This is a genomic window from Paenibacillus sp. FJAT-27812 (genome assembly GCF_001273905.1).
Lineage (GTDB): Bacteria > Bacillota > Bacilli > Paenibacillales > Paenibacillaceae > Pristimantibacillus.
Map to the genome: position 1 here is coordinate 13,429 of NZ_LIGH01000001.1, position 18,949 is coordinate 32,377.

At 48.2% G+C, this 18,949-nt stretch carries 18 protein-coding genes; 5 read left to right on the top strand and 13 right to left on the bottom strand.

The features are described from left to right. The first annotated feature begins 115 nt into the window (after window positions 1–115). Window positions 116–679: a manganese efflux pump MntP gene (locus ADU23_RS00060; protein ID WP_053371861.1), complete on the top strand. Its 564-nt coding sequence runs from the start codon at window positions 116–118 to the stop codon at window positions 677–679. A 122-nt stretch (window positions 680–801) separates the two neighbouring features. Here ADU23_RS00060 and ADU23_RS00065 read toward each other — a convergent pair whose 3' ends face one another. From ADU23_RS00065 to ADU23_RS00090, 6 genes are all read right to left on the bottom strand, one after another. Next, window positions 802–1,893: an SIS domain-containing protein gene (locus tag ADU23_RS00065; RefSeq protein ID WP_053371862.1), complete on the bottom strand. Its 1,092-nt coding sequence runs from the start codon at window positions 1,891–1,893 to the stop codon at window positions 802–804. A gap of 72 nt (window positions 1,894–1,965) precedes the next feature. Further along, window positions 1,966–3,315 (bottom strand): ABC transporter substrate-binding protein, encoded by a 1,350-nt coding sequence (locus tag ADU23_RS00070; RefSeq protein ID WP_053371863.1) that lies wholly within the window; start codon window positions 3,313–3,315, stop codon window positions 1,966–1,968. 35 nt (window positions 3,316–3,350) lie between these two features. Then, window positions 3,351–4,187, bottom strand: coding sequence for a carbohydrate ABC transporter permease (locus ADU23_RS00075; protein WP_053371864.1), 837 nt, complete (start codon window positions 4,185–4,187; stop codon window positions 3,351–3,353). Beyond that, window positions 4,184–5,074, bottom strand: coding sequence for a carbohydrate ABC transporter permease (locus tag ADU23_RS00080; protein ID WP_053371865.1), 891 nt, complete (start codon window positions 5,072–5,074; stop codon window positions 4,184–4,186). Before ADU23_RS00080 ends, ADU23_RS00075 begins: the two co-directional genes overlap by 4 nt. A 13-nt stretch (window positions 5,075–5,087) precedes the next feature. Then, window positions 5,088–7,502, bottom strand: a complete 2,415-nt coding sequence (locus ADU23_RS00085; protein ID WP_053371866.1) for a glycoside hydrolase family 9 protein — start codon at window positions 7,500–7,502, stop codon at window positions 5,088–5,090. Further along, entirely contained in the window at window positions 7,495–8,484 is a 990-nt protein-coding gene (locus ADU23_RS00090; RefSeq protein WP_053371867.1) for an ROK family protein, read from the bottom strand. Before ADU23_RS00090 ends, ADU23_RS00085 begins: the two co-directional genes overlap by 8 nt. A gap of 254 nt (window positions 8,485–8,738) precedes the next feature. Here ADU23_RS00090 and ADU23_RS00095 point away from each other — a divergent pair, with 254 nt between their 5' ends. Both ADU23_RS00095 and ADU23_RS00100 read left to right on the top strand, forming a co-directional pair. Next, complete coding sequence (locus ADU23_RS00095; RefSeq protein WP_053371868.1) at window positions 8,739–9,806, top strand: LacI family DNA-binding transcriptional regulator; 1,068 nt, start codon at window positions 8,739–8,741, stop codon at window positions 9,804–9,806. Window positions 9,807–10,069: 263 nt separating this feature from the next. Next, on the top strand, window positions 10,070–10,633 hold the full coding sequence (locus ADU23_RS00100) for an NAD(P)H-dependent oxidoreductase (protein ID WP_053371869.1): 564 nt from the start codon (window positions 10,070–10,072) through the stop codon (window positions 10,631–10,633). Between the two features lie 82 nt (window positions 10,634–10,715). Here the strand turns inward: ADU23_RS00100 and ADU23_RS00105 are convergent, their stop codons facing one another. Next, window positions 10,716–11,075: a winged helix-turn-helix transcriptional regulator gene (locus tag ADU23_RS00105; protein ID WP_053371870.1), complete on the bottom strand. Its 360-nt coding sequence runs from the start codon at window positions 11,073–11,075 to the stop codon at window positions 10,716–10,718. A 182-nt stretch (window positions 11,076–11,257) separates the two neighbouring features. Between ADU23_RS00105 and ADU23_RS00110 the strand changes: the two genes are divergently transcribed. Beyond that, window positions 11,258–11,467, top strand: coding sequence for a hypothetical protein (locus ADU23_RS00110; protein WP_053371871.1), 210 nt, complete (start codon window positions 11,258–11,260; stop codon window positions 11,465–11,467). A 113-nt stretch (window positions 11,468–11,580) separates the two neighbouring features. Here the strand turns inward: ADU23_RS00110 and ADU23_RS00115 are convergent, their stop codons facing one another. From ADU23_RS00115 to ADU23_RS00140, 6 genes are all read right to left on the bottom strand, one after another. Further along, window positions 11,581–11,958: a VOC family protein gene (locus ADU23_RS00115; protein WP_053371872.1), complete on the bottom strand. Its 378-nt coding sequence runs from the start codon at window positions 11,956–11,958 to the stop codon at window positions 11,581–11,583. Window positions 11,959–12,135: 177 nt separating this feature from the next. Then, a complete protein-coding gene (locus ADU23_RS00120; protein ID WP_053371873.1) occupies window positions 12,136–13,074 on the bottom strand; it encodes an alpha/beta hydrolase in 939 nt (312 codons plus the stop codon). Window positions 13,075–13,378: 304 nt separating this feature from the next. Next, on the bottom strand, window positions 13,379–14,317 hold the full coding sequence (locus ADU23_RS00125) for an alpha/beta hydrolase (RefSeq protein ID WP_053371874.1): 939 nt from the start codon (window positions 14,315–14,317) through the stop codon (window positions 13,379–13,381). Between the two features lie 293 nt (window positions 14,318–14,610). After that, window positions 14,611–15,978, bottom strand: a complete 1,368-nt coding sequence (locus ADU23_RS00130) for a sensor histidine kinase (RefSeq protein WP_053371875.1) — start codon at window positions 15,976–15,978, stop codon at window positions 14,611–14,613. Continuing rightward, the gene (locus ADU23_RS00135; RefSeq protein WP_053371876.1) at window positions 15,975–16,649 is read right to left on the bottom strand and encodes a response regulator transcription factor; all 675 of its coding nucleotides are present in this window, start codon (window positions 16,647–16,649) and stop codon (window positions 15,975–15,977) included. Before ADU23_RS00135 ends, ADU23_RS00130 begins: the two co-directional genes overlap by 4 nt. 112 nt (window positions 16,650–16,761) lie before the next feature. Next, complete coding sequence (locus tag ADU23_RS00140) at window positions 16,762–17,649, bottom strand: LysR family transcriptional regulator (protein WP_053371877.1); 888 nt, start codon at window positions 17,647–17,649, stop codon at window positions 16,762–16,764. A 144-nt stretch (window positions 17,650–17,793) separates the two neighbouring features. On the opposite strand from ADU23_RS00140, the gene ADU23_RS00145 reads away from it, so the two are divergent. After that, window positions 17,794–18,810, top strand: coding sequence for a hypothetical protein (locus ADU23_RS00145; protein ID WP_053371878.1), 1,017 nt, complete (start codon window positions 17,794–17,796; stop codon window positions 18,808–18,810). The last annotated feature ends 139 nt before the right edge of the window (window positions 18,811–18,949 follow it).

Genomic DNA, 18,949 nt, shown 5'->3' on the forward strand with positions numbered 1-18,949 from the left:
TTTGTCCTTGGTTATGTGATTGTATGAAACGATAAATGAAGGGTATAAGCACAATCTGAACAGACTCCTCTAGCATACTCTACTTAGTAGAATTATTTAGGGAGGAGGTTTCAATATGCACTGGATATCCATTATTTTCATCGGACTAGCTTCTAATATTGATAATATAGGAATTGGGGTATATTTTGGAGCACGCTCGACGAGAATTCCAATGCTTTCAAACCTATTTATTGCCATTCTCGGAATGGCTGCCGCCTATTCATCGATTACGATGGGACATCTCATATCAGGATATATGAGTCAACAGCATGCCAATTTGATTGGCGGTATTATCATTATGGCTCTAGGAGCAATGAGTATTAGACCTAAAGGCGTAACTATCGTTAAGACAAGCCCTTTACCTGCATCAAGTGATTACAATAAAGACATCTCATGGAAAGAATCAATCTCGTTAGGCATAGCGCTTTCATTAAATTGTCTAGCAACGGGCTTTGGAGCAGGGGTCAGCGGTGTTTCGCCCTTCATGACTGCAATCTCAGTTGGCATGTTCTCATTAATAACTGTAGCTATCGGCGTGCGCATCGGGCATCAGATTGCAAAGACATGGCTGGGGAAATATTCAAACGTGATCGGCGGGTTGATATTGATTGCTATTGGTCTTTATGAGATTTTCACGTGATCCGTGCTCGGCTTCCCGTCCCTCGGTTTTGAAGATTGCAACTGCGATAGAAGAATCGCGAAACGACACGATTCTTTTTGGTGTTTAGAATGCCCGAGCGGAAAGACCGCATTAGATTCGTATCAAGCGTAATCGCCGGGTTGCGTCTTGCTCTTCATCGCGACGCCAAAATCCGTGTAGATCCGGTTCGTCAGGTCAATTCCCCTGCCTCCGGCGATGTGATGCGCGAGAATCTGAAATGGAATAACCAGTGCGAGCGGCGCTTGAAATTCGTCGAGCTGAGCGTCTATTCCGAGCGTCCTTTCTTCGGCGGCCCGTCCAAGCTTCACCGTGTACGTGTACGGCGTAATACGCGACTCGTAGTCCCGCAACGATTCGAGCCGGTGCTTTACCGGGCTCTCCGTCTCAAGGAAGAACATGCGGTGCTCCGGATTCACTTCCAAGTAAGGGCCGTGCATGAACGCTTCTAGTTCGATCCCTTGCGTCGGTATGCGGACCGTCTCGGAGAACTTCGTCTCGATTTCCTTAACCGTGCCGACTGCGGGACCATTACCGACAGCTGTGAACCTCGGCGCTCCTACAAAGTCTTCTTTGTAGCGCTCATAGAAGGCTTCGGTGTCTGCAATGATCTGCGGCAGGGCAGCTCCGAAATTCCGAAAGGCTACTAGCTCCGAGCGTACCTGATCTGGCGAAGCAAGTCCCTTCCTCTCGGCAAGCCGCAGCCCTGCAAGCATAAACGTCAGCACCGTCGACGTGAACCCCTTGGTTACGTAGCCGACCCGCTCCTTCCCGCATCCGATATCAACCGTTGCGTCAGCCGACTCGGAAATCGCGCTTGCCGCATCGCTTGCCATCGCGACCGTTGCCATTCCGGTCTCCTTTCGCACTCGTTGCAGGGCGCCGATCGTCGATGTGCTTTGTCCGCTTTGGGAGATGCCTACGGCTAAGTCCACATGCGGGGAGATACGATCGTAATACGTAAAATGAAAAGGCTCTTTGATTTCCATACGAACGCCTGCCCATTTCTCGACGTAATACTTTGCGCTGAGCGCAGCATTGTAGCTAGACCCCGTCGCGAAAACGAGCCAATCGTCCTTACCGAGCGCAACTTCCGCGAACCCGTCCACGTTGCCTGGGTAACTCGCTGTAATTGCCTCGATGATATCGGGCTGCTCAAGCACGTAGGTCATCATAGTAGGTTTAGTTGTTGTCATCTTCAAGCCTCCTGATCCTTTTTCGCAGAAATCCCGAGCCTCAACGGGAATATAGACTCGGGATCGCGTTCGTTACTTTTTCCGCTTGGCGAGAATATCGTTAACGTGCTTCTCAAGGTCAGGAAGCAGCTCCGCCGCCGCCTTCTTCCCATTCTCGAGCGGCTGCATTTCGTTCTTAATAATATTGTCGAGCTCGCCGTAACCGACGATCAGATGGTTCGACGATTCGATGCCGTACTTAATGCCGCCTTCATATACCTTTTGCAAATCGGCCGGGTCGATATTCGAGAAGTTGGCATAGAATTTGCCTGCCGCCTCGGAGTTCGACGGAGGCGTGCCGCCGCTCAGGGCAACCGCTTTCTCCTGTACGTCCTTCGTCAGCTGGTACTCGATCCACTCGAGCGCTTCTTTCGGATGCTTGGAATCTTTCAGGATAAACAATGGGTCGACATAAAGCACATCGCGCACTTTATCGTTGCCGGCCGAAGGAATCGCAGCTACGCCGACCTTAAAGCTATAGTCGTTCGAACCGGCGAGAATCCATGCCCCGCCTACCGACATCGCGACTTTCCCGGTCGAGAACGCGTTGCCGCCTTGACCCGAAAGGACTTTGGCGTTGATCGGATCGATCGAGACTTTGTCTTTGTACATGAGATCGCTCAGCCTTTGGTAGGCGTTAATCGATGCCGGGGAGGAGAAGTCGACCTTAGCCGGACGACCGCCGCCTGTCGTGAACGTCTCTGGCGGATAAACGCCCCCACCGAAATACGTCGGGTACATATCCCGCGGTCCCCAGTTGAAGTCGAGCCCCCATTGCGCTTCCTCGGGATTGTTAGAAGTGACCGTCAGCTTCTTGGCGACCTCAACCATTTTGTCGAACGTCCAGGACTGATCCTCGTAATCGGCAGGCGGGTAAGGCAAGTTAGCCTTATCGAACATGTCTTTGTTATAAAGCATAAGGGAAGTATAGCTGTAGACCGGAAGGCCGTACGTTTTGCCTTCGACTTTGTAGATATTCATCAGCTCGTCGGACAAGCCGTAATCCGCTGGGTTAAAGTTCATCTCCTTCAACAAGTCGGTCATGTCCATGATCATTTCCTTGTCCATGTAATCCGCGAAGCCATTGGTGCCGAAGTGGGACGTGACGTCCGGCGTCGTGCCCGCGGCGATCAAGCTCTGCAGCTTGGACTCATACTGGTCGTAAGGCGCCTTGACGATTTTAACCTTGATGTTCGGATGGGACGCTTCAAAGTCCTTCACCAAATCCTCGACATACGCTTTGTCAGAGGAATCCGCCGTGAACTGCGTAATCGTGATGGGCTTCTCCGAGTTGCCATTGTCCGAACTCGAACATCCGGATAACGCCAGCGCTGCGGTTAATGCGATCGAGCCTAGCAGAACGTACGGTCTAGCTTTTTTCATAGTCGACCTCTCCCTTTTACTTAACATAATTTGTTCTATTTGACCCCCGTCATGGCGATGCTTTGCACGAATTGCTTTTGAGCGACGGAGAATAAAACCAAGATAGGCAATACGGCAAGAATGGAAGCGCCCATGATGACGCCCCAAGCCGGCGGGCGTGTAACGTGGCCGACCATGCTGGCCATCCCGATCGGCAATGTGAATTTATCCGACGAGCTTAAGTAGAGCACCTGCCCGAGCAGATCGTTCCAGCTCCATATGAAGGAGAATACAGCCGCCGTCGCGATGACCGCCCCCGAGAGAGGCAGCGCCATGTTCCACCATTGCCGAATCTCGGACAAGCCGTCCATCGTCGCCGCTTCGAACACCTCGTTGCTAAGCGAAGCGTAGAACTGGCGTATCAGGAATACGAAGTACGCGGACCCGAGAAACGAAGGCACGACAAGCGGCAAAATGTTGTCCATCCACCCCAAATGGCGGAACAGGATGAACTGCGGCACCATGATCGCCGGATATGGCAGCATGAGCGTCGCCAGCAGCAGGGCGAACAGCGCCCCCTTGCCTCTCGCCTCGTATCTCGCGAATCCGAACGCTGCGAAGGAAGAGGAGAGAACGGTGCCGATTACGACGAGAATGCCGATTAGGAAGCTGTTCTTATACCAAAGTAAAAAGTCCGTCTGCGTGAATAAATCAACATAATGCGTGAAAATGATCTTTTTCGGGAAAATGGATGGCGGGAAGACGAGCGATTCGGCTCTCGACTTCAGTGACGTCGCCAGCATGTTGATCATCGGAAGAAGCATGAGTACCGTAAGCACTGCAAGCAGCATAAAGCCTGCCCAATCCAACCATGATCTGCGTCTGCGGTTCATGCCCCGTCGCCTCCTTCGTAATGGACTAATTTTTTAGACATTCTCATGACGAGCAACGTGAAGAACATAATGACGAGAAGCAGGATCCACGCCATCGCGGATGCGTAACCCATCCTCGAGTTCGTGAACGCGTTCTGGTACAAGTAGTACACGTAGAACATGGTCGAGTAGTTCGGTCCGCCTTGCGTCATAACGTAGGCTTGGGTGAACACTTGGAATGACTCGATCATGCCCATGATGAGCTGAAACAGAATAACCGGCGATATCATAGGCAATGTGATGTGCCAGAAAGAGCGAAGCCGTCCGCCTCCGTCGATATCCGAGGCTTCGTACAGCGATTGAGGCACGCCCTGCAGACCGGCGAGGAAAATAATCATCCCGCCACCTACGGTCCATAACGACATGATGATGATGCCGATAAGCGCCCACTTCTCGTCGAACAGCCAGCTAGGACCGTCAACACAGAACCAACTTAGCATGTAGTTGATGAGGCCGACCTTCGGGTTGAATACCCACAGCCACATGAGAGACATCGCTGCGCCCGACACCATGCTCGGCACATACATCGCCGTTCGGAAAAAACCTTTGAACGGAATCTTCTGATTGATGAGAACGGCGAAGAACAGCGCGAGACCCAGCTGGATCGGAATGCTGAGTAGCATATATTTCACCGTCGCCTTCACGGAGAGCCAGAAGATTTTATCGTGGAACAATTCCTCGTAATTCCCGAGGCCAATCCACTTTGGCGAGTTCACGATGTTGTATTCCGTAAAGCTGTAATAGGCGGAGGCGATAATCGGATACAGCGCGAACAGGATCGCTCCGATGAGCCAAGGTCCGATGAAGATGTAGAAATATTTTGCTTTCTTGTTGCGCTTGCGTTTCATGGAACTCCTCCTCTCAGCCCAGCTTCCCGTTCTCCGATTCGTATAGATCGGCAACGATAGACAGCCATTTACCGGCATTGCCGGTCCATACTTCCTTGTAGGTCGCGTTGTTGAATTGCGGCCAATAAGGCTCATCGTCGTTGCCCCAAGTCTGAATGCCGACCGGGATTTCACCGGTCATCTCGCCGCAGAGCACGGAATACTGCTGGGCGTAGCGATAGCCTTCGCCGTGCATGAGAGATTGGGCGAACGGATTCATGCCTGCGATCCATTGCAGCTGCCCTTCCGCGATTCCCTTCAGCTCCCGGTCGTTCAAGCAAGCTGCTGCGACCGATGCCGCCTTTCCTGTCGATAACAAGATGGCATTGTTGCCCCGGAACGAGAACCAGACCGGGAATCGACGCAAATAATACGAATCGTTCAGCTTCTCGCCGCGCCGAAGTTGTTCGCCATAGTCTGCCTTTGCCCTCTCGTCAGTCAGCAAATGCTGATGGCCGAAGCTTCTCTCGTCGAGATGCTCGCTCTCGTGATAGACACCGCTTGCGATCATCGGATAAGGCTCCGTGTAGGCCGCGAGTATTTTCAAATAATCGCCGTAGCTCCGGATTGAAGCCAGCCAGCTTTCCGCATCGGCGTGCTCCGGCTGCGTATCTCGAATGGCGGCAAGCGCCATTAAATAAAGATGCTCCCGCGCTTGATGGTTGAAGTGCTGCACGACCCGTTTTTCTGGATTACGGTAAAAGAAGCCTGCCAGCGTCTTACCGCTATCGAGCGTGATGCCTGTAAGCTCCTGACAGTCCAGGACGTAGCTCATGAATTCGACCGCACGGCTGGCATACTGTCTCTCTTGCGTCGCCTTGTACAGCATCGATGCCGCCCAAGATGCCGTGGCCATGTAGAGGCTCTCCGACGTCTGGTACGTATGCTCCCAAAATATTGGCTTCTGATCGAATCCGATCCGGCCATATTCCGTCATCGCGAACTCGAAGTCTTCCTTCGCGAATTGCAGCAGCCTCTCCGACAACGCCGGATTGACCTTCTTCAGACGCTCGTGGATATACGCCTCAATCCCCGCGCAATAGAAATTCTCGTAAGCCTGGTTATGAACGCGTGCCTCCGCATCGTCCATGTTCCCGATCAGGCCGTCCGTCCAACGGGTAATGCCTGCGCTTGTCGCGCGGTAACCATCGCCGAAGCGCGTCTTCAGCAGGAAATCCAATCCCCACTCGCCTTCTTCGATCAATCTCAAGCAGAGATCGCGGTCGAACGCTTCGACCTTCTCCGCCAGCTCAAACAGCGCGAATGCCACTTCAGCGGTCTGAATCAACTGCTGCGAGACGTCGCCCGCGTCGTGCCAGCCTCCGTTAAACGAAAGTATTAAGCCTTCGTGCCTAGCGACGATATCCGCATGGCAGCTGCCATGAATGCCCGGAACCGGATAACCGCAGCGTTCACAGAAGATGAAATTCAGCGCTTTCCACACAGAGGCATGCCATACTTCCGAAGCGCTGCCGATCGCGAAACCTTCGGATCGCAGACCGCCCGCCTGCAAGTAGTAGCGGCCGCTCTCCGAGAACGCCGTGAAATCCATCGAGAGATAGGTTCCAAGACTCGTAGCCAGCGGCATGACCATACCCTCGAAGGCGATTTCGTCCGTGCCTTCCCGCTTCAAGCTGAAGGATTCCGGCGAAGCCTCCCCGGTCAATCCCGAAGCGGCAAATGCCGTCTTTGTGCCTTCGGCGTTATACCCGCTGTGGGAATAGATCAAATCTCCAGCCTTGGGCATCCAGCCCTTCGAGATTTCGTGACCCTCTACCCGCTCCAGCCTCGCGGAGCGCAAGCGCAGTTCCATGCGGTCGCCGGTAGCGCGGTCCTTGCCGTTCAAGTAATAGCCGATCGCAAGCTCCGTAATGCCGTCCCTAGGCAATTGTTGAATATCCAGATGAATCGTGTTCCACTGCCCGTTCTTCACATTCACGCCGTGATAGCCTTCGCGGTTATAAATATCAGGCACGGCAACCTCGCCCTCATTCTTGAACTTCAAGGCGACATAAGCGTTCGGCACGCCGGGAAAATCGGGATACACCTCGACCGTAATCCGGTTATAACCCTCCCAATTGTCGTGATCGAATCTCCTTATCAGCCAAGCGGACCCGAAGTTAACGTAATCGCCGTCCTCGGGCGAGCCTTCCGGCCAGCGCGGCATTCGCGTTGGGGAGCTTATCGCGAGATGTTGTCCGGGTACGATGGACATGCTCCGGGCTCCCTGATGCAGCCATTTGCCATCGTCTTCGAACAAAGCCAGCTCAAGCTTGCCTAGAACCGGCTCGTTCTGTTGTTTGCTCTCTAACGACCTCTCTGCATAGAGCGGCAGCGGACGGTGAATAAAGCCCGATTGCCGGATATCTTCCAATAGTCTGTTATCCATGGTTAGCCAGCTCCTCTTCGTATCTCTTTCTTGCCTTCAAGCCTGCCAACGCCGCTCCTACCAGCCCAACCTCTGCAGTCGGCTGCTTCGTCGGCACGAGCGAATGGGCGACGAAACGCATCGTCCGGGGATTCAGATAGGACTTGATTCTGCCTAGAAAATATTCGTTCCTGGCGATGCCGCCACCGAGCACGATCGTATCCGGGTCGCTGACGCGGACGAGGTTCATGATCAGGGATGCCAGGGCGCGCGCTGCTTCCTCGCTAACCTTCAAGCTTAGCTCGTCGCCTAGCGCAGCCGCTTCGAAGATTTCGGATGCGGAGACGCGCTCGTTATCCCTGAAGGAAAGGGTCGTAGCTGGATATTGCTCCTTCAAAGCCATGATCCGCTCGTGCATGCCAAGTCCTGAAGCGATCCGTTCTACGCATCCTTTGCGCCCGCAGCCGCACTCGACGTCGCTGTCTTGCGCGACCACCATATGACCGATTTCGCCGGAGTTGAAGTTCGATCCATTGACATAATTGCCGTCCGCGACAAGCCCCGCCGCGATGCCGGTACCGATGTTGAGATAGATGAAGTTGTCGGATACCGTGCCCCATCCGAGCTCTTGCTCGGCTTTCGTTGCGCAAGCCACGTCGTTGTCAATGCCGCAAGGTACCCCGTAACGCTGCTCAATGATCTCTTTCACGTCCGTCGGCTCCGACTTGCCCGGCTCAATCTCGAGCCATATTCCTCGTTCTTCGTCGACTCGCCCGACAAGACCGATGCCAATCGCCGCCAGTTCGCCGGGCTTGAAGGGAAACGTCCTCTTATAATCGTCAATCGCTTGGATAATACTCTCGATCGCGATCGACTGCGTCGTCGTATCGCTGGGATAGGATTTGGACCGCACCATTTCCCCGTCCGGTGCCATCTCTCCGAGAACGATGCTGGTCCCGCCTAAATCGACTGCCAGAATGGATGCCAGACTGTGTCTATTCATGTGATGCATCTCCTATTGATTTGGTAACGTTACCAATTTTGAATTTGTGCAACGCTTTCAACGCAAGATTAACAGACCTCTATAAAAGCTGTCAACCCTTTTATAAGTTCGTTTTTTTATCAGGTGACCACGAATTATTATAAAACTTGAAATAAGCCTATTTATTTTGGTAACGATACCAAAATAGCTTGCGCAGTTGTAAAAGATGCGTTAGAATTTAACTAATCGGAAAGCTATTAGAAGGATGTGTCGCATTGAAAGGCAAGATTACGATCACGGAAATCGCTCAGAAGAGCGGCGTCTCCGTATCCACGGTATCGCGCGTGCTCAACAATAGCCCTTCTGTTTCCCCGAAGAAGCGAGAACGCATCCAACGGATTATCGACGAACATAACTATACCCCAAGTATTTTCGCTAGGGGCATGGTCAATCATAAGACGAAGAACATCGGCGTTATTCTTCCTGACATTACGAACCCCTACTTCGCGTCATTGTTCCTTCAAGTCGAGAGCTTTGCTCTTAAGAACATGTATGCCACGTTGTTGTTCAACACCATGTTCTCCCGCAATCCCCAGCGCTATGAGACATCGCTGACGGAAGAGGAGTATTTCAAGATCATCCTGGAGAAGCAAGTGGATGGCGTATTGATCTTAGGCGGACAGATTGATAAGGACGATGTTCCGGATTCCTTCGTTCAGGCGCTCAACCAACTCCATAGGCAAGTCCCCGTCGTGATCATGGGCTCTCGTATCGACGGCTGCGAGTGCTTATTCGTCGAACGCAACCTGAAACAAGGAGTTACGTCCATCGTCCATCACTTTATCGCGCTCGGGCACGAGAGAATCGGCTTCATCGGCGGCGAACCCGGCATTCGAATTACGACCTCCCGCGTCGATGCGTTCACGCAGTCGTTGCGATCACTGGGTCAAACCGTACATGAGACGTATATTGTCACATCCGACTACTACGCACCAGACGGTTATAGCGCGATGACGCAACTTTTAGACATGAATCCTGACAGGCTTCCGACCGCTGTCGTCGCAATCAACGACATGGTCGCGCTTGGCGCAATCCGCGCGATGAAAGACCGCGGACTGCAATGCCCGGAGCAGATCGCGATCGCCAGCTGTGACCAGTTCCTACAGAGCGATTACAGCATCCCAAGGCTCACTTCGATGGACCAGCATAACGAATACTTGGGGCGTATGGCCGTTCTGCAGCTCATCAGCGCGATTAACGGCTCAGACGAAACGATAAGCATCAACCATTCGCCGGAGCTCATTATTCGCGAATCATGCGGCGCTTCCCGCGCTGGATTCTAACATCTATGTCTTGTTGCTTTGTATTGGCTCATTAGAAGAACTTAAAATAACAACCTCCTGCGATTTTATCGAGGGGGTTGTTTGCTTTTTATCGGAGTAAACCGCAGCCTCGCCTATGGTATCCCCCATCCAAAACCGTTCGCCGTCCAAAACGACACTTACCTTTATGACAGTAGCTGTACTAAAAGTGCATACTTACATATTTGCAGTGCAATCTTTATACTCAAAAAAAGAAATACAGATGAATGAAGGAGGATACTACATTGAAAACGCTAGTTATCGTAACCCATCCAAACATTGAAACATCCGTCATTAACAAGCGATGGGTAGAAGAACTCAATAAATATCCAGAAAAGTATACGGTACACGAACTCCATAAGGTTTACCCGGATGGAATTATAGACGTGGAAAAAGAACAAAAATTAGTGGAATCCCATCGCAATCTTGTTCTACAGTTCCCTATCTATTGGTTTAATTGTCCGCCACTCCTAAAAAAATGGATTGACGATGTTTTAGCTTACGGGTGGGCATTTGGTACAAATGGAGGCGATAAATTAAAAGATCGCAAAGTCGCTTTAGCTGTATCTGCCGGTATTAAACAAGAGGATTACAGCGAAGAGGGAAGATATCGCTATACGCTTGAACAGTTATTAGCTCCTTTTGAAACGACCTTCCTATACTGCAATGCAAATTATCGTTCGTTCTTTGCGTTTTATGGTTCGGAAACTGAGCCTGGCGAAATGGTGCCTGGTACAGAAATTGATCCGTCTACGAACGAATTGGAAAAAAGCGCGCGTCATTATTTGACTTTTGTTGACAGCCTGTAATAGGCCTATTTATTAAAGCTGCTAAAAAAAGAAGTATTTCCTTGTTCAGGAGATACTTCTTTTGTTTTTTAACTAGCTTTGCCTACCGCTGAGCGGCTTCCAGAGCAGGAGAATTATTTTGCTCGCCCCACTCGCACATCATATTTAACAATGGAATGAGAGAAAGACCGCGTTCGGATAATGAATATTCAACTTTGGGAGGTATTTGAGGAAATTCCTCGCGTATGACCAGTCCGTCTGCCTCCAGCTCTTTTAACATGATGCTCAGCGTTTTAAAGGAAATGGTACCGATACAGCGCTGCAGCTCATTAAACCGCACAATCTTATTTTCTGACAGCCAATACATAATGATCATTTTATATTTACCGCCGATTAAGGACAACGTGTATCCAAAGCCAGTGTCTTTTACTTTCACGCCAGTCGGAATACAGGTTTCGCGCATAAGCTACACCCTCCTTTAGGTTAGAATACGTTATAAATATGCATCCTTTACTATAGATCATTATGAGATCTTTTTGAAATACTTTTTCATTTGCGTTCGCTGCCATTGCTTTGTATGAAGTTATTAGTGTATTATTTGACCTTAGCATAAAAAAACAAATAGAACCGTGGAGGCATGTTTATATGCAAGCGAAAATTAAACTTCAAGAAGGTCAAAGACTAATTACGAACAAAGATTTTGAAGTAGCGATAGCTGAAAAAGCTATCATCAAACCCATGCAAAACGGGATGCAGATTCGTCCAGCTTCTACGATTATCGGATATAACGATGATTCCGTTCGTATGTCTGACGGAAGTATCATCCATAGAGCGGCAAATTCGTTTTTCGTCTAAAGTGAATTTCTGCAGGACCGATATAATGAAATGTAAAAATACCAGAAAACCCGCCCTTATTCAGGTCGGGTTTTTTGTGCATTAGAACGAATACGTTTGTTCTTCATTTGTCATTACTTTTTTTCCAAAACCGCAAAGTAATTTCCTTCGCTATCAGCAAAGTTGAATACTCTTCCGGAAGGCATCGTTACAAGTTCGCCGACTGTAATGTCTTTGTCCTTAAACGCTTTATACAAACTATCGAGCTCGTCCGAGAAAAACAACATCGATGGTGTATTAAGATTCAATTCAGGCTGCATTTTTGCAATTAGCTCCTTATTGTGAAGCACGATACTCGTTTGTGCATCGTTTGCTGGAGCAATTTCGATCCATCTCATATGCTCGTTTTTTTCCTCGGAAACTAATTTAAACCCTACTTTTTCTGTCCAAAATTTCAATGACTCATCCTGGTTGTTCACATATAACATAATTTGGCCGATTTTATTAATCATTAAGCATTTCTCCATTTCTGTTGCTTTTGTATATCGTTCATTTTTTATCGAGACACTCCACTGCTATTGGCTTGTTGATTATACAAAATACAACAATTCAGTTCAACTATCCCGGTCCCCCGTTCATCTAGGGATATACAAACAATGAAAAAACCGCCCCAAAGGGCGGTTCTAAGCTCACTTGATTCCTTCCATAAAGGCTCTAAAGTTTTCAGCGATTTCTTTTGATTTGGTATGGTGCAAATAATGTCCGCCTTCAAATGTCATCACTTTTCCATTTTCAGAGTTTTTTACTTGTTCTTCATGCAGCGGTATCCAATTCTTATGGCTGGTATTATTCGCTTGTATAAAGAAAATAAGAGGAAGATCTTTTGGGAACGTTAAGGTTTTAGCTGCTTTAAAATTAGAACTAATATGCTGCATTTCATTCAGAGTGGTAGAATTATACATGTTTTTGAGTGAAATCATTCTCAGCTGTTCTTTTGTCTCATCCTCAAACGGCAGCTCGGCATATGGATTGCCGCTTACTTTCATCATCAATCTGCCGAACCCTGAATTTTTGAGCAACTTTAGCTTCTTTGCTGGCAATTCAACATCCATGCCGCCTTGCGTTGGAACACTGCTGTCGATCCCGACAAAAGCGCTCACTTCGTTTCTGTATTTGCTCACATAATCCAATCCGTAAATACCTGCAATGGAGTGGCCCATTAGAACGTAGCGGTCAATATTAAGCTTTTGCAGAACTTCATGCGTTTCATTCACGATATTTTCCGTGCTTCGTTCTTTTTCGGTTCCATCGCTTAATCCATATCCAAAAGGCTCAACCACGACAACTTTGTAAAAAGGAGACAGCTCTTTCACTAGCGATGTAAAATCAAGAGCTGGTGATGCCGTTCCGTAGCCTGGCAGCAGCACGATTGTTTCTTCCCCTTCTCCTTGAATCAAAACATTCATATTTTTCCCGTCTACAGGCACTAACTGGCCATAAGGCTCTATTTTCCCCAGCTCTGATTTGCTGCTGATCTTATTGGCGAAAAAAACAATGGCTATAAAAACGACAACGGCTATAGCTATTACGGCTAATGCTTTAAGAAGAATGATCAGTATTTTTTTCATTATTTATTCACCACCGCCAAAGCGACTATTAAAGCTCGTTTTCCACCAGTTCTCCTGCACATTCTCACATTCATTACCTCATTTTGTTTCACTTGCATCTGCTCCTATCCATATCTGTTTATTTTAACGGGCCGCTAAAGCAAGCTTATACGATGAAGATGTACTCCTTATGACGGCAATATGAACGGAATATGAACGGGCAAAATAAACTGCATTCTCCTTGACGGTTCGATATGATCCGCATAGCCAAGCAACGAAAAAACCGCCCCAAAGAGCGGTTTTCATCTCGCATATACCTATATGTTTATTTTAAACCTTCCATAAATCCTCTGAAGTTTTCAACGATTTCTTTTGACCGGGTATGGTGTAAATAATGCCCGCCTTCAAATGTCATCACTTTACCATGCGCAGAATTTTTCACTTGCTCCTCATGCAGCGGTATCCAACCTTCTGTTTCTGTATCATTCGCTTGCAAAAAGAAAATAACAGGAAGGTTTTGGGGGAAAGTTAAGCTTTCAGCCGCTTTGAAATTAGGATTAAAATGTTCCCCTTCACTTAATATGTTCGGATTAAACATGTTTTTGAGCGAAAGCATTCTTATTTGTTCTCTCGTTTCATCATCAACGTTTGGCGCTACAATTTGGTCTGGACTGAGCTTCATTAGCAGTCTGGCAAAACCTGATTTTTTGAGCGCTTTATATATGCCTGATGGGAATTCGCCATCATTGCCGCCTTGCGTTGGAACACTGCTGTCGATCCCGACAAAGGCGCTCACTTCGCTTTCATATTTGTTCACATATTCTAATCCGTAAATGCCTGAAATAGAGTGGCCCATTAAAATATACCGGTCAATATTAAGGCTCTGCAAAGCTTCATGCGTTTCATTTACTATGTTTCCTATGCTTCGTTCTTTTTCGGTAACATCACTGAGTCCATAACCAAAAGGCTCAATCACGACTACTCTGTAAAAAGGAGACAGATCCTCCACTAGCGGCTTAAAATCAAGAGCCGGCGCTGCCGTTCCGTAACCCGGAAGAAGCACGATTGTTTCTTCGCCTTTTCCTTGAATCAAAACGTTCATATTTTTCGCGTCCACGGCGACAAACTGGCCGTAGGGTTTTATTTTACCTAGCTCCGATTTGCTGCTGATCCTATTGACGATATAAACGGTGGCAATAAAAACGGCTATTGCTAAAACGATTGCTGCTATGGAATAAAGCATAATCTTAAATATTTTTTTCATAATGGGCTCACCCCAGCTAAAGCGATCGTATGCGTTTGTTTTCTATCGATTCTCACGCTTACCCACCTATTCCTTGCTTCTCTTCGCATCATTCGCATCTTCTCCTGACCGCTTCTGTTTATTGGCTCTCTTGCCTAACAGGCCGCTAAAGCAAGCTTATACGACAAAGATGTACTGTCTATGACGGCAATATGAACGGAATATGAACAGGTAAAAAAAATGCTGCGGCATCGCATGCAAGGAAGCTTGCACAAGATGCCGCAACATGGAGAAGAAGGAAGGAGACAACCTGATTACTCAATCGGCGTCGTTATTGGCAAGGTAACAATAAAGCTTGCTCCTTGGCCGAGCTCGCTTTCGACTCGGATGTCGCCCCGATGAAGCGATACGATCTGTTTAACGATGGCAAGTCCCATGCCGCTGCCGTCATATTTGCGGCTGTGGGCACGGTCAGCTTTAAAAAACCGATCGAATATTCGCTTCTGATCCTCCGGCGAAATACCAATGCCAGTGTCGGATATTCGGACTGTCACGTTTTTGTTATCTTGCTTGACGCTGACGATTATCGTGCCGCCGTCCGTAGAAAATTTGATGCTGTTGCCGAGTAAATTGGTCCATACCTGATTTAGCTGGTCATGATCAGCGGTTAAGGTAACCGGTCTCAGATTAAGCTCGAAGCGGATGTTGCGAGCCGACCATTGCGGCTGGATCGCAACGATTACGCGCCTTATTTGTTCGTCAAGACGGAGCGTGACAAGCCGCATCTGCTGCGACTGTGATTCAAGCAAGCTCAGCTTCAGCAGGCTATCGCTCATCTTGGACATCCTCTCCGCTTCAGCGATGATAATATCGAGATAACGGCTTTGCTCGGCAGGCGCAATGTCTACTTGCTTGAGCGCGATTGCATAACCGGAAATCGACGTGAGCGGCGACTGGACCTCGTGCGACACGTTCGATACAAATTCCCTGCGCATTTGCTCAAGCTGCTGCAGATCATGTATCATTTCTTCGAAGCTGCGGGCCAAGGTGCCTAGCTCACCCGATTGTTTAATATTCAGCTTCACGTTGAAATCTCCAGCTGCTATACGTCTAGTCGCGTTTGTAAGCCTTTTGATCGGTCTGATCAGGAACACGGAGGCAGCCAAAATCAATAAGCTTCCTGTAACCAACGAATAGGTTACAAACGACCATATCCATTTTACGAAAAAAGTGGAAGAAGGGGGGGCGAGCGGCTCCACAAACATCGCTTTCGTCCCCATTTCCGTTTTTAACGGCAGCCCTAATAAAATACTGGAAATACCATCCGTATTGACCCGAACAACTTCCCCGCGCAGCACTTTGTTTACTTGTTCCATGGTCACAGTGGCAATATGATGTCCGTGAAGCATACCGTAAGACTGGAACTGCCCTGTTTTATCGAAAATTCGAACATGATAGGAATCAAGCTGCTTCATTCCGCTTACGAACGAGTCCGCTTCACTGGGCGGGATGGTCTCGTAAACGCGGACGAAGTCCTGGCCAAAGTTGGATAAGGAAACATGCAGGTTTTCGTTCAATTTATCTTTAAATACCCAAGTTGCCACAAAAAAAGCAATGACAGTGCCCCCGATTACGGAGACAAGAAAGATCAAAACTACTCGTGTATATAAGGACTTGATCATTCGTACACCTCAAGCCGATAACCAAGTCCACGCACCGTTTCGATGCGAAAGTCGGGTGTAGCCGCGAACCGCTCCCGAAGGCGTTTAATATGTACGTCAATCGTTCGATCATCGCCAGCATAATCAATTCCCCAAATCTGATCGATCAGCTGCTCGCGCGTAAAGATTTGCCCGGGTGTCCCTGCTAGCTTATAAAGCAATTCAAACTCTTTAAGCGGCAGCGTGAGTGACGCCTTGCCGCTGATCACTTTATAAATCTGCCGATCAAGAATGACGTTGCCTAAACGGATTGTCTGCGTGGAGCCAATCCGATATCGTTTCAGCAATGCCCCGATGCGAGCCGTCAACTCCAGCGGATCAAATGGTTTCGTCAAATAATCATCCGTCCCAAGCTGGAAGCCTTTCACTTTCTCCCAGGTTTCGCCTCTCGCAGTCAGCATTAGCAGCGGAAGATCAGGATTGCTTCTTCTTAGCTCCTTGCATAACGTCCAACCATCCATAATCGGCATCATAATATCGAGCACGACAAGATCGACGTGCGTCGAGGCATAGACGGCCAACGCTTCCTTTCCGTCCGCCGCTTCGGCCGTTTCATATCCGTCGTTGCGCAGAAATAAACAGACAAGCTCGCGAATGTTCGCATCGTCGTCAGCAACCAGTATCGTAGGCATCCGTTCCCTCATCTCTGTTATCCAACCCATTTAGTAGTAACCATTATACTATAAATAAGATTTGAAACATAAATGGCAAGCATGAAAAATGACCTCCGCCAAAGCGCGGAGGTCATTTTTTTATAACCGCAATATGTTTGATCAGCAACTCTATAAATTCCTTCGCCGCTTTCCCCATATAACGATCTTTTAAATAAATGACGCCCACTTCCCTTTTTAAAACCGGATTCGTCAACGGAACCACCTTCAACTCTGGATGCGGGTACAGCTCAAGCAGCGTTTTGGACAAAATAGATATACCTGCGCCTGAACGAACAAGCATCAGCAACGATTCAATCGTCGAGGTTTCTATTTTCGGATTCAAATCAAAGCTCTGGAGCGAACAAGCCAAATCGATCATTTTCCGGCAGCGATGAGTAGGCGGGAACATAATAACCGATGCTTTTTTTACTTCATCAAGTGCAATGGACTTGTTTTTTGAAAGCGGATGGTCCTCATTCATTACAAAATAAAATTGCTCTTCATAAAGGGATACCTTGCTGAATCTCTCATCCTCCAGAGGCAGAATGGTCACGGCAAAATCCAGATCGTTGTCGACGAGAGGCTCTACCACATCTTCAACGCCGTAAAGCTTGATTTGAACTTTGGGATACATGCGATGAAAATCAATCAGAAGGCCTGATACGAGTTCATTTATCTCCCCGATCAATACGCCTATCGACAGCGTGCCACGCTCAATGTGCTGCAGCTCAAAAATTTCTTCGCGTGCTCCGGCCAAGGAACCAAATATGGTGCTGCAATGATTGCGCAGTAGGCTTCCTGCCTCCGTCATCGTGATCTTCTTCCCGATTCGGTTAAACAAAGGCATTCCTAAATCATCTTCAAGAAGTTTAATCTGGTAGCTTAAAGTAGGCTGGGTGATGCCCAGCTTCTCCGATGCTCTCGTAAAATGCAGTTCCTCGCATATGGCAATAAAGCATTCTAACTGCCTTAATTCCATGATGCTCCCTCCTTTTGCTGATTTCATCTAATGGATAAGTCATTCAAATTATCAATCATTATTATAGAAATATCAATATTGATCTATCATTCATCATTTCACTACAATGGATACTAGCAGCAAGAACATATAGGGGGAACACTTATGGAATCAATCGATTCGGCTAACAGGCGTCAAAATCAACAAGCAGCATCTTTAAAAGGGCTGCTTCCAATTGCTCCAGCCTCTTATTTCGCAATGACGTTAGGTTTGGCTGAGACAGGGAATGCTTTGCTCTTTGCTCATGATGCCTGGAATGTTCCTCGTGCATACGGCATTGTTTTCGAGTTGTTAGCGATTCTTTCCTTTTTGTGGTGGGGCGCGCTTTATACGAACAAATGGATCAATCATCGCCCTTCTGCCGTGAATGAATGGCGAGATCCTATTCAAGCTTCATTTGTTGCCTTGATTCCAGAATCGTTAATCCTGCTTGCATTAGCCTTTTTGCCTTATCTGGACACCTTTTCCCACGTTCTCTTCTGGGCAGGATCGGTAACCAATATAGCCTATGCTTCCTATCGGCTTGCCCGAATGTGGGCGGTACCCCGCGGAAACGAGCAAGTGACCCCCTCCTTATTCCTTACCTATACAGCTAGCGTGCTTGTTAATGCATTGATCGCAGGCCTATTTGGTTATAAGGAATATGGTTGGATGCTATTTGGCATTGGAGCAATCTCGTGGCTTATATTGGACTCCGTCGTGCTGCAGCAATTGGTAACAGGGGGACTTGATGCCAAAACAAGAAATTTCATGGGGATCTATATGGCACCGGCCGCTATTGTGCTCGTTGCGTACCAAGTGCTTAGCGGTCAGTCATCCGATTTATTAACTTACGCGCTGGCAGGTTATTCTCTTTTCCTAACCATTTCTTTAGTTCTGTCCTACAACTGGTTAAGGCAACAAGCATTCGCTCCGGGTTACTGGGCTTATACCTTTGGAGTTGCCACTGTCGCTCAAGGATTTCTGCTAATGGCTCGGGAGCAGCAATCACCCATTTTTATATTCTTTGCCGTTACGCTTTTAATGGTCTCCTTGCTTCTTACCTCAATCGTAATCATCGGTACTGTATATTTGTTTTTCCATAAAAAATATTATCCTCATGCAGTTCAACCATCTCGCTAGTGTGAATTGAAATGGAACCTTAACAAAAAGGCCAACCGCTAAGCTGAACAGCACCCCGTCAAGTAGACAGTACAAATAATAAAAACAGTTAAGCGGCCTTACTCCTGAATTCCATAGGACTGAGGCCGTTTAATTTTGC

Bases quoted from the DNA above. Each gene is read 5' to 3' on its own strand.
- ADU23_RS00115 (WP_053371872.1), bottom strand. From the start codon at position 11,958: ATGATTAATAAAATCGGCCAAATTATGTTATATGTGAACAACCAGGAT.
- ADU23_RS00145 (WP_053371878.1), top strand. From the start codon at position 17,794: ATGGAATCAATCGATTCGGCTAACAGGCGTCAAAATCAACAAGCAGCA.
- ADU23_RS00085 (WP_053371866.1), bottom strand. From the start codon at position 7,502: ATGGATAACAGACTATTGGAAGATATCCGGCAATCGGGCTTTATTCAC.
- ADU23_RS00080 (WP_053371865.1), bottom strand. From the start codon at position 5,074: ATGAAACGCAAGCGCAACAAGAAAGCAAAATATTTCTACATCTTCATC.
- ADU23_RS00110 (WP_053371871.1), top strand. From the start codon at position 11,258: ATGCAAGCGAAAATTAAACTTCAAGAAGGTCAAAGACTAATTACGAAC.
- ADU23_RS00070 (WP_053371863.1), bottom strand. From the start codon at position 3,315: ATGAAAAAAGCTAGACCGTACGTTCTGCTAGGCTCGATCGCATTAACC.
- ADU23_RS00135 (WP_053371876.1), bottom strand. From the start codon at position 16,649: ATGCCTACGATACTGGTTGCTGACGACGATGCGAACATTCGCGAGCTT.
- ADU23_RS00075 (WP_053371864.1), bottom strand. From the start codon at position 4,187: ATGAACCGCAGACGCAGATCATGGTTGGATTGGGCAGGCTTTATGCTG.
- ADU23_RS00140 (WP_053371877.1), bottom strand. From the start codon at position 17,649: ATGGAATTAAGGCAGTTAGAATGCTTTATTGCCATATGCGAGGAACTG.
- ADU23_RS00125 (WP_053371874.1), bottom strand. From the start codon at position 14,317: ATGAAAAAAATATTTAAGATTATGCTTTATTCCATAGCAGCAATCGTT.
- ADU23_RS00105 (WP_053371870.1), bottom strand. From the start codon at position 11,075: ATGCGCGAAACCTGTATTCCGACTGGCGTGAAAGTAAAAGACACTGGC.
- ADU23_RS00065 (WP_053371862.1), bottom strand. From the start codon at position 1,893: ATGACAACAACTAAACCTACTATGATGACCTACGTGCTTGAGCAGCCC.
- ADU23_RS00130 (WP_053371875.1), bottom strand. From the start codon at position 15,978: ATGATCAAGTCCTTATATACACGAGTAGTTTTGATCTTTCTTGTCTCC.
- ADU23_RS00090 (WP_053371867.1), bottom strand. From the start codon at position 8,484: ATGAATAGACACAGTCTGGCATCCATTCTGGCAGTCGATTTAGGCGGG.
- ADU23_RS00060 (WP_053371861.1), top strand. From the start codon at position 116: ATGCACTGGATATCCATTATTTTCATCGGACTAGCTTCTAATATTGAT.
- ADU23_RS00120 (WP_053371873.1), bottom strand. From the start codon at position 13,074: ATGAAAAAAATACTGATCATTCTTCTTAAAGCATTAGCCGTAATAGCT.